9 protein-coding genes and 4 pseudogenes are annotated in these 15,517 nt (G+C 72.7%); 5 read left to right on the top strand and 8 right to left on the bottom strand.

Features of this window, described 5'->3' with window-relative positions; genetic code table 11:
* Positions 1–62 precede the first annotated feature (62 nt).
* Positions 63–1,196, top strand: a complete 1,134-nt coding sequence (locus OJ254_RS26050; protein ID WP_265364313.1) for a PP2C family protein-serine/threonine phosphatase — start codon at positions 63–65, stop codon at positions 1,194–1,196.
* Here the strand turns inward: OJ254_RS26050 and grpE are convergent.
* The 4 genes and pseudogenes from grpE to OJ254_RS26030 form a co-directional block, all read right to left on the bottom strand.
* Positions 1,153–1,842, bottom strand: a complete 690-nt coding sequence (gene grpE, locus OJ254_RS26045; protein WP_265364312.1) for a nucleotide exchange factor GrpE — start codon at positions 1,840–1,842, stop codon at positions 1,153–1,155. The two genes, OJ254_RS26050 and grpE, sit on opposite strands and share 44 nt — an antisense overlap.
* Positions 1,839–3,718: pseudogene (dnaK, locus tag OJ254_RS26040) on the bottom strand (molecular chaperone DnaK). The gene grpE and the pseudogene dnaK overlap by 4 nt, the downstream one beginning before the upstream one ends.
* Positions 3,719–4,220: 502 nt before the next feature.
* Positions 4,221–5,234 carry a 2-hydroxyacid dehydrogenase gene (locus OJ254_RS26035; protein ID WP_265364311.1) on the bottom strand — a complete coding sequence of 338 codons (1,014 nt, stop codon included), beginning with the start codon at positions 5,232–5,234 and terminating at the stop codon, positions 4,221–4,223.
* Between the two features lie 18 nt (positions 5,235–5,252).
* A complete protein-coding gene (locus tag OJ254_RS26030; protein WP_265364310.1) occupies positions 5,253–6,422 on the bottom strand; it encodes a lactate 2-monooxygenase in 1,170 nt (389 codons plus the stop codon).
* A gap of 162 nt (positions 6,423–6,584) precedes the next feature.
* Here OJ254_RS26030 and OJ254_RS26025 point away from each other — a divergent pair, with 162 nt between their 5' ends.
* Both OJ254_RS26025 and OJ254_RS26020 read left to right on the top strand, forming a co-directional pair.
* Complete coding sequence (locus OJ254_RS26025) at positions 6,585–7,835, top strand: PucR family transcriptional regulator (RefSeq protein WP_265364309.1); 1,251 nt, start codon at positions 6,585–6,587, stop codon at positions 7,833–7,835.
* A 443-nt stretch (positions 7,836–8,278) separates the two neighbouring features.
* Positions 8,279–9,361: a sugar ABC transporter substrate-binding protein gene (locus OJ254_RS26020; RefSeq protein WP_265364308.1), complete on the top strand. Its 1,083-nt coding sequence runs from the start codon at positions 8,279–8,281 to the stop codon at positions 9,359–9,361.
* Between the two features lie 79 nt (positions 9,362–9,440).
* Here OJ254_RS26020 and OJ254_RS26015 read toward each other — a convergent pair.
* Positions 9,441–10,186, bottom strand: a pseudogene (locus OJ254_RS26015) (HAD family hydrolase).
* A gap of 94 nt (positions 10,187–10,280) precedes the next feature.
* A pseudogene (locus OJ254_RS26010) lies at positions 10,281–10,759 on the bottom strand (Lrp/AsnC family transcriptional regulator).
* A gap of 328 nt (positions 10,760–11,087) precedes the next feature.
* Between OJ254_RS26010 and OJ254_RS26005 the strand changes: the two are divergent.
* A complete protein-coding gene (locus OJ254_RS26005; protein ID WP_265364307.1) occupies positions 11,088–12,605 on the top strand; it encodes an FUSC family protein in 1,518 nt (505 codons plus the stop codon).
* Between the two features lie 220 nt (positions 12,606–12,825).
* Positions 12,826–13,844: pseudogene (locus OJ254_RS26000) on the top strand (lactonase family protein).
* Positions 13,845–13,860: 16 nt separating this feature from the next.
* Here the strand turns inward: OJ254_RS26000 and OJ254_RS25995 are convergent.
* Positions 13,861–14,202: a nuclear transport factor 2 family protein gene (locus tag OJ254_RS25995; RefSeq protein ID WP_265364306.1), complete on the bottom strand. Its 342-nt coding sequence runs from the start codon at positions 14,200–14,202 to the stop codon at positions 13,861–13,863.
* Positions 14,203–14,496: 294 nt separating this feature from the next.
* Positions 14,497–15,453, bottom strand: coding sequence for a sirohydrochlorin chelatase (locus OJ254_RS25990; protein ID WP_423835961.1), 957 nt, complete (start codon positions 15,451–15,453; stop codon positions 14,497–14,499).
* Positions 15,454–15,517: the final 64 nt, after the last annotated feature.

The following is a 15,517-nucleotide window of genomic DNA, read 5'->3' as shown; positions in this document are numbered from 1 at the left end:
CCATGGTCCCGGGGTCCCTCCGTTTCCCGGCACGGAGATCGGGAGGGGTGTAAAGAGGAGTTATGCGCCTCCGGCACGGTCCAGCTCAGCGCGCCGGCTTCCGGCGGTGGAGCCCCGGCCTGCTGGTCGTCCCGCTGGCGATCATCGTGGCCGTGACGGTGGTGGACATCAACTCCCCGACGAGCATCCACCTCGGACCGTTCCTGGTCGCCGCGCCCGCGATCACCGCCTCCTTCGCCGGGGCCGGCCTCACCGGTGCGGTCGGCGCCCTCGCGGTGGCGGCCCAGGTCATCATCGGCACCCTGCACGGCGGTCTGATGACGCCCAATCACCAGGCGCAGGTCGCCGCCCTGCTGGTGATCTCCGTGCTCGTCACCGTCTTCCGGTACGTCCAGGACCGGCACCAGCGGCGGCTCAGCCGGGTGCAGTCGGTGGCCGTCGCGGCGCAGCAGGTCCTGATGCGGCCGCTGCCCGAACGCATCGGCCCGCTCCGCATCGCCGCCACCTACCTCGCCGCCGATGCCGAAGCGCTGATCGGCGGCGACCTCTACGCGGTGGCGCCCACCCCCGGGGCCACCCGGCTGGTCGTCGGCGACGTCCGCGGCAAGGGTCTGTCCGCCATCGGGGAGGCGGCGGTGCTGATCGGCGCCTTCCAGGGCTCCGCCTACCGCAACCTCTCCCTGCCGGGCATCGCCGCCCACCTGGGGAACTCCGTGCACTGGAACACCGCGCACCGCACCGCCGGCGATCCCGAGCCGACGGAATCCTTCGTGACCGCGGTGGTGCTGGACGTCCACCACGACGAGCCGTTCCTCACGATGGTGAACTGCGGGCACCCGCCGCCGCTCCTGCTGCGGGCGGGCGAGGTCCGCCCCCTGGAGGTCCGGGACCCCGCGCTGCCCCTGGGTATCGGCGCCCCGTCGGAGGGCGACTACCAGGTCGAGACGTTCGACTTCGCACCCGGCGACCTGCTCCTGCTGTACACGGACGGGGCGATCGAGGCGCGGGACGCGACCGGCGCGTTCTACCGGCTGCCGGATCGGCTCGCCGGCTGCCCCGAGCGGGACCCGGGCGCGCTGGTGGCGCGCCTCCGCGACGACCTGCTCGGGTACGTCGGCGGAACCCTCGGCGACGACGTCGCCCTCATCGCGCTCACCAGGACGGACGGGCCGGAGCCGCGGGCGGATCGCCGGTGACCGACACCTGCGCGGGACGCAGCAGGTGGTCACCGACGCGGTAACCCTGCCGCAGCACCGCCGTGCACACCGCACCCAGGGGGGTTTCGGGACGGCTCACCGCCGTGAAGGTGACGGCCTCGTGGATCTCCGGATCGAAGGCGTCGCCCACGCTGCCGAAGGAGATCAGGCCCAGCGCGGTCAGTTCGGCCACCAGCGCCCGGGCGACCCGCCCGAAGCCGTCCGTGACCTCGCCCTGCCCGGCCGCCTCCTCGACGGCGTCGAGCACGGGCAGCAGCCGCCCCAGCACATTGGCCACGGCGATCTCACCGACCGCCAGCCGGTCCCGGTGCACCCGCTTGCGGTAGTTGTCGTACTCGGCCTTGAGGCGCTGCAGATCCGCCGTGCGCTCCTGCAGTTCGGCGGTGCGCTGCCGCAGCTCGGCGCGGAGCACCGTCTCCTGGGAGGTCGTACCCGCCTCCTCGGACACGCGGAACGGCGGGGGACCGGTGTCCCGGTCGATACGCGGTGCGGAACCGGCCCCGCTCCGGGAGCCGGCGTCCGGTCCGCGCCGCCCGAGCTCCGGCCGCTCCGGCCGGTCCGTGCCGCTGCCGACTATGGCCAGCGGCGGCCGGGACGTGCCACGGATCCGGGTCGGGCGGCTCATGGCGCGCCTCCCTCCCGCTTGTCGTCGTCGACGATCTCGGCGTCCACGACGTCGTCGGCGCCGTCCGACCGGCCCTGTCCACCCGAGTCGCCCCCGGCTGCTCCGCCGCCCGCGGCGGCCTGCGCGGCCTGGGCGTCGGCGTACATGGCCTGGCCGAGCTTCTGGGAGACGGCCGCGACCTTGTCGGTGGCGGTGCGGATCTCCGCGGTGTCCTCGCCCTTGAGCTTCTCCTTCAGCTCACCGACGGCGGTCTCGACCTCGGTCTTGATCTCACCGGGGACCTTGTCCTCGTTGTCCTTGAGGAACTTCTCGGTCTGGTAGACGAGCTGCTCGCCCTGGTTGCGGGTCTCCGCGGCCTCGCGGCGCTGCCGGTCCTCCTCGGCGTGCCGTTCGGCGTCGCGCACCATCTGGTCGATGTCGTCCTTCGGCAGCGAGGAGCCGCCGGTGACGGTCATCTTCTGCTCCTTGCCCGTGCCCAGGTCCTTCGCGGTCACGTGCATGATGCCGTTGGCGTCGATGTCGAAGGAGACCTCGATCTGCGGGACGCCACGCGGCGCCGGCGGCAGGCCGGTGAGCTGGAACATCCCGAGCTTCTTGTTGTACGCCGCGATCTCGCGCTCGCCCTGGTAGACCTGGATCTGCACGGACGGCTGGTTGTCCTCGGCGGTGGTGAAGATCTCGGACCGCTTGGTCGGGATCGTGGTGTTCCGCTCGATGAGCTTGGTCATGATGCCGCCCTTGGTCTCGATGCCGAGGGACAGCGGGGTGACGTCGAGGAGGAGGACGTCCTTGACCTCGCCCTTGAGGACACCGGCCTGCAGGGCGGCCCCCACGGCCACGACCTCGTCGGGGTTCACGCCCTTGTGCGGGTCCTTGCCGGTGAGCTCCTTGACCAGATCGGTCACCGCGGGCATCCGGGTCGAACCGCCGACCAGGATCACGTGGTTGATGTCCGAGAGGTTGATCCCGGCGTCCTTCACCGCGTTGTGGAACGGCGTCTTGCAGCGCTCCAGGAGGTCCGCGGTGAGCTGCTGGAACTGCGAGCGGGTGAGCTTCTCGTCCAGGTGCAGCGGACCCTCGGCCGAGGCGCTCAGATACGGCAGGTTGATCGTGGTCTCGGTGGCCGCCGACAGCTCGATCTTCGCCTTCTCCGCGGCCTCCCGCAGCCGCTGGGTGGCCATCTTGTCGTTCGACAGATCGATGCCGTACGCGTTCTTGAACTGCTTGGCCAGGTAGTCGACGATCCGCTGGTCCCAGTCGTCACCGCCCAGATGGGTGTCACCGTTGGTGGCCTTGACCTCGACCACGCCCTCGCCGATCTCCAGCAGCGAGACGTCGAAGGTGCCGCCGCCGAGGTCGAAGACCAGGATCGTCTGGTCGTTCTCCTTGTCCAGCCCGTACGCCAGCGCCGCGGCGGTCGGCTCGTTGACGATCCGCAGCACCCGCAGGCCGGCGATCTCCCGGCCTCCTTCGTAGCGGTGCGCTGGGCGTCGTTGAAGTAGGCCGGAACGGTGACGACGGCGTCCGTCACGTCCTCGCCCAGGTAGTCCTCGGCGTCGCGCTTGAGCTTCTGCAGCACCCGCGCGGAGATCTCCTGGGCGGTGTACCGCTTGCCGTCGATGTCGCCGCTGGCGGGGAAGCGCCAGCCCGACTCGCCCATGTGTCGCTTGACCGACCGCGCGGTGCGGTCGATGTTGGTCACGGCCTGCCGCTTGGCGATCTCCCCGACCAGCACCTCCCCACCCTTGGCGAACCCCACCACCGACGGGGTCGTGCGGGCCCCCTCGGCGTTGGTGATCACCGTGGGCTCGCCGCCCTCCAGCACACTGACCACCGAATTCGTCGTACCGAGGTCGATACCCACTGCACGTGCCATGGTCTTCTCCTCACGTAGCGGCCCTGGGCGCTCAAATTGTCCCATATTGCCCTTCGTGTCCGTCTCCCCCCTGCGTACCTGGCCTTCCCGCCGCGGGTCGTCTCGCCGTTGCGCTTTGCGGCGCCTCCACGTACCCGTCTGTCCCGCCGCGGGGCGTCTCGCCGTTGCGCCTGCGGCGGGACAGGTGGTTGTTGGGTGCGGTGACGGACCTCCGGGGCCGGTTGTGTGGACTGCTGACGCTTTACGTCCACACAACCGGCCCCTCCGGCCCGTCCCCTCCCGTGAGAGGGAAGAAAAACGGTGGTGGGGGTGCACGTAATGCCGACGAGCGCGCAGGCAACGGATAAGGTTCGCCCCCACCGGCCTCTGACCTCCCACTCACGGGAGGGGCTGGACCGGAGGACGAAGTCTGGAGGGCCGGCACCGCACCCGACAACACCACGCCCGCCGCCAGGCGCAACGGCGAGACGACCCGCGGCGCCGCAGCCAGGTACGTGGGGGACTAGCCCACGACGTCGCGCACCCGCTTGCCATCCAGGTGGCCGAGGACGTTCTCGACGGCCGCCAGGGCGATGCGGACCAGGGTTTCTCGTGTGACGCCCGCGACGTGGGGGGAGAGGACGACGTTCGGGGCCTTGAGGAGCCGCAGGGCCGCGGTGGGCGGTTCGGGGTCGAAGACGTCGATGCCGGCGCCGGCGAGGGTCCCGGCGGCCAGCGCGTCCGCGAGCGCGTCCTGGTCGATCAGGGCACCCCGCGCCGTGTTGATGACGAAGGCGCTCGGCTTCAGGAGGGCCAGCCGCTCGGCGTCGAGGAGGTGCCGGGTCGCCTCGGTCAGCGGGGCGTGCAGGGAAACGTAGTCCGACGTACGGAGCAGCTCGTCCAGGTCCAGATGGCGGGCCCCGCCGAGCCCGGCCGCGGTCTCCGGGTCGACCGGCCGCGGTCCGGCGTAGACGATGCTCATGTCGAAGGCGACGGCGCGCCGCGCCACCTCCGCGCCGATGTGGCCCAGGCCGATGATGCCGAGGGTCTTCCCGGACAGCTCGGTGATCGACTGCTGCAGACGCGGCAGCGCCCAGTCCGCCTCCGTCAGCGCCGTATGGGCGGGGACCAGCTGCTTGGCGAGCGCGAGCATCAGGGCGAAGGTCTGCTCGGCCACGTTCTGCTTCTCGGCGCCGCTGGAGCCGATGTTGCAGACCGGGACGCCCCGGCCGCGCGCGGCGTCGAGATCGACGTAGTCGAAGCCGTGGCTGGCGCACTGCACCAGCTCCAACTCCGGTGCGGCAGCGAGGTGTTCGGCGGTCACGGGGGCGAGGCCGGTGATGATGACATGCGCCGCGGCCAGCGCCGCGGGGTCCTCGTCGGTGCTCTCGACGACGGTGACGTGGGCGTGGCCGGGAAAGACGCCGGCCAGCGCGGCGCCGGCGGCGCGGCCGCCCACGTGCGGGGAGATGACGGCGAGAACGTTCTTCATGGCGGGCCTCTCGGTGTCGGGCGCGGTGTGCGCCGCGGTGGTCATGCGGAAGGGGGGCGAGCGTTACGCGGACGCCGTGGTGAGGTCGTCGGCGGTCAGCGTGTTGGGGCGGGCGTGCCCGGACAGCGCGAGGGTGAGGTCGAACTCGGCGAGGAGGCAGCGGATCACGTGCTCGACGCCGGCCTGGCCGTCGAGGCCGAGACCGTATGCGTACGGCCGTCCGACCAGCACCGATTCCGCGCCGAGCGCCAGCGCCTTGACGATGTCGTCGCCGGTGCGGACACCGCTGTCGAAGAGCACGGTGAGCCGGTCGCCGGCCGCCTCGGCGACGCGGGGCAGCGCGTCCGCGGCGGCGACCGAGCCGGCCGCCTGACGGCCGCCGTGGTTCGAGACGACCACGCCGTCCATGCCGGCCTCGGCCGCCCGCAGTGCGTCGTCCGGGTGCAGGATGCCCTTGAGCACGATCGGGCCGTCCCAGTTCTCCCGTAGGAAAGCCAGGTCGGGCCAGGTCTTGGCGGGGTCGGCGAACATCTGGACGAAGTGCATCACGGCCGCGTTCGGGTCCTCATGGACCGGCTTGGCGAGCCCGGCCCGGAACGCGGGGTCGGAGAAGTAGTTGGCGGTGCCCACCCCGTGCAGGAACGGTAGGTACGCCTGGTCGAGGTCGCGCGGCCGCCAGGCGAGGAGCGGGGTGTCGAGGGTGACGAACAGCGCGGTGAAACCCGCGGCCTTCGCCCGGTGCAGGAAGCTCCTGGTGACCTCGCGGTCCTTCGCCCAGTACAGCTGGAACCACCGTTCCCCGTCGCCCATCGCCTCGGCGACCTGCTCCATCGGGGTGCTGGAGGCGGAGGAGAGGATGTACGGGACGCCGTGCGCCGCGGCGGCCCGGGCGGCGGCGGGCTCGGCGTCCGGATGCAGGATCGACAGCACCCCGACCGGGGCGAGCGCCATCGGCGCCGGCAGCCGGCGGCCCAACACCTCGACGGACAGGTCGCGTTCGTGCACGTCGCGGAGCATCCGCGGGACGATCCGCCGGCGGTCGAGGGCGGCCCGGTTGGCGGCCGCGGTGCTGCCGCTGCCCGCACTGCCCGCCACATAGCCGACCGGACCGGGGCCCAAGCGCTGCTCGGTGAGCTCCTCCAGCCGGGTCAGATCGGTCGGCAGCCGGGGTACCGCGCCCGTCATGCCGTTCAGGTAGATCTCGTACTGGAAGTCCGCCCAGTGCTTCGCCATCCGGCCGTCCCGCCTCTCTCGTGCGCGTCTCCCTTGGGCCCACCGGTCCGATGCGTCCGTCGCGACCGAGGGTCCGTCGGGCCGTCCCGGCGATCCTTGCGACAGTGACAAGATCCGTCCACGGTGGTGCGCACATTCTTCCGCTGCGACTATCACCCTGTGATGAACGACCGCGAGCGGATCCGGCAGGAGCTGACCGCCACTCCCCGTGTCGTCGACGCCGTCGTCGACGCGGTGCACGCGCAGGTCCCGGCGTACGCGGCGCTCGACGACCGCCGGCTTCCGGAGGTGCGGGCGATCGCCGCCTGGGCGCTGGACCGGCTGCTGCACCTGTGGGCCACGGACGGCGTGATGGGGCCGGCCGAGCTGCGCCGGTTCCGCGGTATCGCGGCGGCCCGGGCCGCGGACGGCCGCCCGGTACAGGCCGTCCTGCGGGCCTACCGGGTCGCGGCGACCGTCATCGCGGACGAGATCGCGGTCTGCACGCCCCGGCCCACCGCCGAGGACGCCTTCGCCCTCACCCGGATGCTGCTGACCGCGCTGGACACCCTGGCCGAGGAGATGGCGGGGACCTACGCGGCCGCAAACGAGGACCTCGCGGGCGACCGCGACCGGGCGCTGCGGCTGCTTCTCGACGACCTGATCGCCGGGCGGCACGCCTCCACCGGCGCCCTGACCGGCCGCGCCGCCCGCCTGGGCATCCAACTCCCGGACCCCTACTGCCTGTTGGTGGCCGAACCGGCTGAACCGGTCGAACCGGTCGAACCGGCCGGACCGAATCAACCGGGTCAGGCCTCCGTGTCGGCGTCACCGGCCGGCGCGGAGGCCGGGCCGGCCGTCTCCGGGGAGCTGGCGGATGAACTGCTGGCGGCGCTGACCGGTCACGGGGGAGCGGGGGCGTCCGACGTCGCCGCGCTGGCGACGGTACGGGGATCCCGCCTCGTCCTGCTGCTCCCGGCAGGCAGCGAAGGGGGCGCGCCGGCGGCGCTGCACACGCGGGCGCTGCGCGGCTGCGCGATCTCCGGGGAGAGCCTGGAGCGGATCGCCGTGGCCCACCGCCTCGCGGCCGACGCCCTGGACACCGCCCCCGCACACGCCCACCACCCCGCACGCCTCCTCACCGACGGGGACGCCCAGGTCCTCGCGCTCCTCGCCGGCCGCCCCGCCGCCACCCCGGATCAGATCGCCCGGTCGTTGCTCGGTCCGCTCCTGAGTCCCGGCCGGCGGCACCTCCTGGATGCGCTCACCGCCTACCTCGACACCGGCTCCGCGAACGCCGCCGCCCGCAGGCTGGGTCTGCACCCGCAGTCGTTGCGCTACCGCCTGCGCCGGATCGGCGACCTCACCGGACGCGACCCCCGCGACCCGTGGCAGCGGCTCACCCTGGACATCGCCCGCACCATCGGCCACTGACCGCCCATCGAGTGACCGCCCGTCGGGTGGGTCCCCCCTTTCGGCGTGAAAGGCAATTTCCCCGAAATAGGGGTAGTGCGGAGCGAAAGCGGCCCGGAAACCGCCTCTCGCGCCAAACGGACTTTTTGCGTCCATAGCTCGCCATGCGTGCCCCTCGGGAAAAGGGGATGAGTCGCCGCCTCGGTGTACATAACAGCGAAGCTGAAGTTCACTCAGTGTGATCGGACAACTCCGGCCCAGAAGGGGCGGGTTGAAGTCCTGGTGGGCTGATAGAAGGCGAAAGGCTCACTCCGCGTATCCGGACTCCTTCTCACTTCGGAGTCTCAACTCGTACGGCACCTTCGCATCGTTATTGCTTCGATTCTTGACGATCGGGCAGGTGTTGGCGTTCACTTCAGCCGTTCCGGGCCGGGTCAGGCGGCCCCATGGGAGGTACCGAAAAAATGAATGCAATAATGCGGCGTGCGCTCACCGGCGCAATGGCGCTTTCTCTTGCGGCGCCATTGGCGGCCTGCGGCCAAGATCACCAGGACGCGGGTGCCGGCAAGGACTCCATCGGTCTGCTCCTCCCGGAGAACAAAGCGGACCGCTATGAGAAGTTCGACCGCCGCATCATTACGTCGCGGGTGGCCTCCCTCTGCCTCGAATGCAAAGTCGATTACCACAACGCCGAGCAGCAAGTCGGCACCCAGAAGCAGCAGTTCGACGCCCTGGTGAAGAAGGGCGTCAAGGTCATCATCCTGGACCCGGTCGACTCCCAGGCGGCCAAGAGCTGGGTGGACGCGGCCGCCAAGAAGGGCGTCAAGGTCATCGCCTACGACCGGCTCGCCGAGGGCGACGTCGCGGCGTACGTCTCCTACGACAACGAGAAGATCGGCCGGCTCCAGGGAGAGGGCATTCTCGCCGCTCTCGGATCGCAGGCGGCCAACTCCGACATCGTCATGATGAACGGCTCGCCGACCGACCCGAATGCGCCGTCCTACAAGAAGGGCGCGCATGACGTCCTCGACGGCAAGGTCCACAAGATCGTGTATGAGAAGGACATCCCCGACTGGTCCGCGGCGACCGCCAAGAAGAAGATGTCCGACGTCATCAAGGCGCGCGGCCCGCAGGGATTCGACGCGGTCTACTCCGCCAACGACGGTATGGCCGGCGGTATCGCCGAGGCACTCAAGTCGGCGGGCCTCAAGAACATTCCGGTCGGTGGCCAGGACGCCGAACTCCCCGCCCTCCAGCGGGTGATTGCCGGCACCCAGTCCTTCACCATTTACAAGGAAGTCCGGCCGGAGGCCGAAACGGCGGCAGAAATCGCCTTCCGGCTGCTCCGCGGCAAGAAGATCAGCTCGCTGACCTCCACCACCGCGACCAGCAGCAGTAAGGCCGCCATTCCGGCCCGGCTGTTCAAGGCGCAGCTCGTCGACCGGAAGAACCTGAAGGACACCGTTGTCCGCGACGGCCTGGTCCGGGTCGACCTGCTCTGCGCCGACGACGTCGCCTCGGCCTGCAAGTCGCTCGGCCTGGAGTGACCCCACCGCGGGCCGGGTGACCGGGACGGCCACGCTCCGCGCCGCAGACCGGCCGGAGCGTGGCCGTCCGGCGCTTCCGTCAGGTCGGCCTCGCGGTCTCCCCCGCCGGTTCCTCCACCGGCTGCCCCGCCGACCGCCCCAGCCACGCGTACGCGACCCGGGCGGTGAACTCCCGCCGGCCGCCCCGGAACAGCAGTCCGGCGCCCGCGAAGCCCGGGTCGTCGGCCGTGCCGGGCACATACGGGACCGCGATGCACCGCATCCCGGCCCGGGCGGCCGCGAGCGCACCGGGCGCCGCGTCCTCCAGCACCACACAGTCCGCGGGCGCGACCCCAGCCGGCGCGCCGCCTCCAGGAACACATCGGGTTCCGGCTTGCCGCGCGCCACCTCCTCCGCCGACACGACCGTCGTCAGCAGCCCGTCGAGTCCGGTCCCGGCCAGCACCGCTTCGATCGCGGCCCGCGAGGAACCGGATGCCACCGCCATCGGATGCCCGGCCGCCGACAGCCGCCGGACCAGGCGGCGCATCTCCGGGAAGGCCTCGGTGTGTGCCCGCGCCAGCTCCAGATAGAGCCGGTTCTCGCCCGCGAGCAGTTCGTCCACGGGCGCGTCGATCCCGAGCTCCGCGCTGAGGATCTCCAGCGTCTCCCGCGTCCCGATGCCGATGAAACGGGCGTGCTGCTCCCAGCTGAAGTCCGGCACGCCGTAGCCGGCCAGCAGTCGGCGCCCCGCCTCGTAGTAGTTCGGCTCGCTGTCCACCAGGGTGCCGTCGAGATCGAAGATCACCGGGGTGGGCGTGACCGGGGAGGTGGGGGAGGCACTCATGCCCTCCAGCATGCCAAGACGCTCCGCCCGTACCGCCGACTGCCGACTGCGGACTGCCGACTGCCGGCCGCCGACCGTCGACCGCCGGCCCGGCTCACCGTGGCCGGGCGGTCCCGCCCACGTCCTCGACCAACGGCAGCATCCGGTGCGGCACCCGCTCGCGCAGTGCCATCTCCGTCCGTGTGCGGACCACCCAGGGAGGCTGATCAGCCGCTGGATCACGTCCTCCAGATGCGCCGCGTCCCGGGCCACCACCCGGGTCAGCAGATCGCCGCCGCCGGTCGTCGAGAACGCCTCGATGATCTGCGGCACCTCGGCGAGCGCGTCGGCCACCTCCTCCAGGTGGCCCTGGGTGACCTCGATGTGCACGAAGGCGAGCAGCGGATGGCCGAGCGCGGCGGGTGACAGCCGCGGCCCGTACGCGGTGATCACGCCGTCCCGCTCCAGCCGGTCCAGCCGTGCCTGCACGGTGCCCCGGGCCACGCCGAGCAGCCGGGCGTACTCCCGCACGCTGGTGCGCGGCTGCTCCAGCAGCAGCCGGAGGATCTTGGCGTCCAGGGCGTCCACGGGCACGGTCCACGGCCTCCTCACGGTCGGCGGACTCTGCCGGTGAATGTACCAATGGCCCAGCATCCGGGCCGCCGGGTGAGACGGCTGCCGGGCCGCCGGCGCACCTCCGGCAGGGCACCGGCCAGCGCGGACATCCCGTGTGCCGTGCCGCCCGGCCCGGCCATTGGACCTCCTCGGAACCGGAATGGGTGCCACCGGATGGGCCAATGGCACAGCGATTCCGGCGTCTGTTGAGCCATTCGCCGAAGGGATGCTCTGATGGTGCGGTCGATGGCGCTGCGGACCCCCGCGGCGCCTTTGTCATGCCGGACCGTCGAAGGGTGGGGAAGCAGTGCTGAAGAGGGTGTTCGTGGCTCCGGACCCGGGGTGGCTGCGGCTGCGCAGCGCCGTACGGGCCGTCCTCGGCATCGGCCTGGCGGTCGCCGTCTGCGGCCTGGCCGGGCATTCCCTGGTCGCCGCCGTCACCGGTGGGCTCGCCGCGCTGCTGGCCCTCTTCACCGTCACCGACGCCACGGTCCGCGGCCAGGCCGTCACCACCCTGCTGCTGCCCGCCGTCGGCTTCCCGGTGCTCGCACTCGCCGCGGGCCTGCACGACCTCCCGCCGGCCCGGGACGCGGCCTTCCTCGCGGTCATGGGCCTGGGCGTCTACGCCCGCCGCTGGGGCCCGCGCGGCCACGCCCTCGGGGTGTTCGCGTTCATGATGTTCTTCGCCACCCAGTTCCTGCACACGGTGCCCGGCCAGCTCGTCGAGCTCTACGGTGCCGTCGCCCTGTCGATCACCCTGTCCTCGGCCGTGCGGTTCGGGCTCTGGTGCTACGAGCGGAAGCTGCCGCCGGCCGCCGCGCCCGCACCGCCGTCCGGGACCGGACTGGCCCGGACGACCACCCGCCAGGCGATCCAGGCGACGCTCGGCGGCGGCTTCGCCCTCCTGGCGGGCCAGGTGCTCTCCGACCAGCGCTGGTACTGGGCCGTCGGCGCCACCTGGTGGATCTTCGTCAACACCGCCTCCCGCGGAGAGACCCTGGTCCGCGGCTTCCGCCGGGTGCTCGGCACCGTCCTCGGCATCGCCGCCGGGACGGTCGTGGCCCTTCCCCTGCACGGCGCCGCGGTCCCCTCCGTGGCCCTGATCGCCCTCTGCGTCTTCGGGATCTTCTACACCGCCCCGGTCTCGTACACCTGGATGATGTTCGCGGTGACGGTGATGGCCGGTCTGCTCTACGGGCTCCTCGGCGTCCTGACCCCGGACCTGCTGGCCCTCCGGCTCACCGAGACCGGCGTCGGCGCGCTCGGTGCGGCACTGGCCGTCCTGCTCGTCCTGCCGGTGACCACGCACGCCACCACGGACGCCTGGATCGAGCGCGCCCTGCGCTGTGTGCACGCCTGCGCCACCGAGGCCGCCGCCCGGCTCGCCGGTTCGGGGACCGCCGATCCCACCCCGCGGATCGCCGAACTGGAACTGCTGCTCGGCCGGGTCCGGCTGTCCCTCGCCCCGCTCGTGCACCCGCTGAGCCCGCTGCGCGGCCGCAAGGAGAAGGCGCGCCGCGTACTGGCGCTGCTCGACGACTGCGCCCGGGAAGTCCGCGGGCTCGCCTCCATCGCCGCGGACCCCGAGGCCTCGCACGACGACCGGCTGGCCGCCGCGTGCTGGCGGGTGGAGGCCGCCGTGGAGGCCCTCACCGCACCGGGCACCGCACCGGGCCGGTCGCGCGCCGCCACCGAGACCGGGGCGGTGCCCGAGTACGCGGTGCCCGAGCCCGCGCTCGCCCACCTGCACGGCCTGGAGCGGGCCCTGTCCGACCTGGCCGCTCCGTTGCGCAGCACCCGGCCCTCCCCGCTCGCCGGGGCCTGACCGGCGGTCCGCCCAGCGGCTTCCGTACCGGCGGGCCCGTACCGGCGGGCCCGTACTGGCGTGTCCGCCGTGCCCCGCGGTAAGGGATACGTACGCCGGGTGCGTGTGCATCCCGGCGGGCAGCGGGCCGGCGGACGAAGGGTGGAGCCGTGACGAACGGGGCGGTGGCCGACGAAGTGGGCGCGGAGGCGGAGGGTGCGGCGCCGGGGCGGCGGCGTACATCGGGTCGTTCACCACGAACGGGGGACGCGGGATCACCACCGCGGCGGTCGACCCGGAGACGGGGGCGCTCACCGTCCTGCACTCCACCGACGCCGTCCCGAACCCCTCCTATCTGGTGCCGGATCCGGACGGCCGGCGGCTGTACGCGGTCAGCGAGACCGCCGAGGGGGCCGCGGCCGCCTTCCTCCTCACACCCGGCGGGCCCGAACTCCTCGGCGCCGCCGTCCCCGTCGGCGGCGCCGATCCGACGCATCTCGCCCTGGTGGCGGGCCATCTGGTCACCGCCAACTACAGCTCCGGCAGCGTCAGTACGCTCCCGGTGGGCGCGGACGGTTCGCTCGGCGGCATCGCCGGAGTGCTCGCCCATGAGGGCAGCGGGCCGCAGGCCGACCGCCAGGAGGGGCCGCACGCCCACGCCGTCGCACCCGCGCCGGACGGGCGGTGGCTGCTCAGCGTCGACCTGGGCACCGACTCCGTGCGGATCTGCGCGTTCGCCGACCCGGCCGGCGGGGCGCCGGCCGTGCACGCCGAGGTGCCGCTCCGGCCCGGCAGCGGCCCGCGCCACCTCGCCTTCCACCCGCACGGCCACCACGTCTACGTCATCCACGAACTCGACCCCGCGGTGACGGTCTGCCGGTGGGACGGGGCGCGCGGCGCCCTGACGCCGCTGGGGGAGTGCCGGCTGCTGCCGGAGGGGCGGAGGCGGCCGGAACGTACCCCTCCGGGCTGGTCGTCTCTCCGGACGGACGGTTCGCCTGGGCCGCCAACCGGGGCCACGACAGCCTCTCCGTGCTCGCCCTCGACCCGTCGGGCGGCGCGGCGACCCTGGTCACCACCGTGCCCTGCGGCGGCCATTGGCCGCGCGCCCTCGCCCTGCACCCCGACGGCCGGCACCTCTACGTGGCCAACGAGCGCTCCGGCGACGTCACCTGGTTCACCGTCGACCGGGAGAGCGGGGTCCCGGTGCGGGCCGGCGCGATCGAGGCGCCGGCGGCCTCCTGCGTCGTGTTCGTCTGACGGGCGACCAGGGCGCTCATTCCCGCGGGAAGCGGCCGCCGAAGTACACCTGCGCCTCGGCGATCCGGCAGTTCCGCACCGTCTGCACCTCGACGTTGCGGTGCCGCTCACCGGTCGTCAGCTCGTACTCGTAGCGGACGTAGACCTGCTCGTCGTCGATCTCGGCCGTGTCCAGGATCTCCTGGTGGCGCAGCCGGTCCGCGGTCGGGAAGCACACCTCCAGGAAGGTGGCCCGGTCGATGTGGTCGTCCTGGGGGCTGGTGAAGACGAAGTCGTCGGCGAGCAGCCGTTCGATGGCGTCGCGGTCCTGCGCGAGGTAGGCGGCGAATCCGGCTCGGACGATGTCGATGTTCGACATGGGCTTCCTTCGCGTACGGGTGAGCGCCCGGAGAGGGGCCGTGTGCGGTCCTCTCGCGAGCGTACGGCTCCCCGGGGTCCCGTGCCGCACCCGCCGCGCTCCCAGGCCTTCTGACGGCCGTCTGCGCCGCTCACGACGGGAACCGGACCGCAGCCTTCCGCCCGGGAAGCGTGTCGTCCACCGGGGAAGCTGCCGTCCGCCCGGAACGCCGAAGGGCCGTCCCCGCACGAAGCGTGCGGGGACGGCCCCTGGCCGGTACCGGATACCGGTGGTTGCGTTGCGTCGTCCGGTCTCCTAGCGGACCGGGACACCCGGCGTCTGCGTCGGGAGGGTGATGCCCACCGAGGCCGCGTAGTTGGAGAGCACCAGCCGGCCCACCGCGCCGTACGCGCCGAGGGACTCGGCCGCCGCGCAGCCCGCCTCCGACGCGGCCGCCCCCACAAGGCCGTCGGCGATCTCCGGGCCGATCAGGTACGGAGCCAGCGCCAGCTGCTGCGAACCGGACTCGCGCAGCTGCTCGGCCGTACGGGAGATGGCGCCCTCCTCGTCCAGCGCGGCGGCCAGCACCGGCACCGCGAGCCGGGCGGACAGCAGCATGCCGGTGATCCCGGCGGCCTGCACGGCCTCCTCGCCGCCGACGGTGGCGAGGATGATGCCGTCCGCGGCCGTCGCGACCGTGAACAGCCGGGCCCGGTCGGCGCGCGCCAGACCGGCCTCGGAGAGCCGGACGTGCAGCGCCTCGGCGAGCAGCGGGTGCGGGCCGAGGACGTCGGTCAGCTCGGCGCCCGAGCCGCTGTTCATGATCGCCTGGCGTATCCGGCGCAGCAGCGCGCTGTCCGGGCCGGCCAGCAGCGGGACGACCACGGCGACCGGACCCGGGTCCTCCTGGCCGTCGGCGCTCTCGCGGGCCCTGCGCTCGGCGGCGGCCTGCGCCAGCACCGCTTCGAGCGACGGGAACTCGTCGTCACCGCCGTCGACGTAGCCGATCCGGGCGTCCAGACCGGGGAGTTCGGAGCGGGCGATGCTGGAGACCTCCTCCGCCAGGCTGCGCGCGGCGGAGGACGGGGTGCCGGGCACGGCCAGCACGAGGGCGGGTGCGCCCTCGGGTGCGGCGAGCGGCTCCGGCCTGCGGTGGCGGCCGGACTGCCGGGCGCGCGGCATGCGTACGGGCAGGCCGGGTGCGCCTCCCGGGCTCGGGGGTGCGGCGTCAAAATGGGGCGAGCCAGGTGCGGGCCCAGTGGGGGAACTCATGGCGCCGCATGCTAACGCCTCGGACCCCCCGCCCGCGGAGGGAGGGTTCGGTGCCGAGGTATCC

This window comes from Streptomyces endophytica, assembly GCF_026153355.1.
GTDB classification, from domain to species: Bacteria; Actinomycetota; Actinomycetes; order Streptomycetales; family Streptomycetaceae; genus Streptomyces; species Streptomyces endophytica.
This window is presented reverse-complemented; position numbering and strand designations above follow the sequence as displayed.

Coding starts and splice junctions, on each gene's coding strand:
- grpE (WP_265364312.1), bottom strand. CDS start 1,842: ATGAGCCGCCCGACCCGGATCCGTGGCACGTCCCGGCCGCCGCTGGCC.
- OJ254_RS26030 (WP_265364310.1), bottom strand. CDS start 6,422: ATGGCGAAGCACTGGGCGGACTTCCAGTACGAGATCTACCTGAACGGC.
- OJ254_RS25995 (WP_265364306.1), bottom strand. CDS start 14,202: ATGTCGAACATCGACATCGTCCGAGCCGGATTCGCCGCCTACCTCGCG.
- OJ254_RS26025 (WP_265364309.1), top strand. CDS start 6,585: ATGAACGACCGCGAGCGGATCCGGCAGGAGCTGACCGCCACTCCCCGT.
- OJ254_RS26050 (WP_265364313.1), top strand. CDS start 63: ATGCGCCTCCGGCACGGTCCAGCTCAGCGCGCCGGCTTCCGGCGGTGG.
- OJ254_RS25990 (WP_423835961.1), bottom strand. CDS start 15,453: ATGAGTTCCCCCACTGGGCCCGCACCTGGCTCGCCCCATTTTGACGCC.
- OJ254_RS26020 (WP_265364308.1), top strand. CDS start 8,279: ATGAATGCAATAATGCGGCGTGCGCTCACCGGCGCAATGGCGCTTTCT.
- OJ254_RS26035 (WP_265364311.1), bottom strand. CDS start 5,234: ATGACCACCGCGGCGCACACCGCGCCCGACACCGAGAGGCCCGCCATG.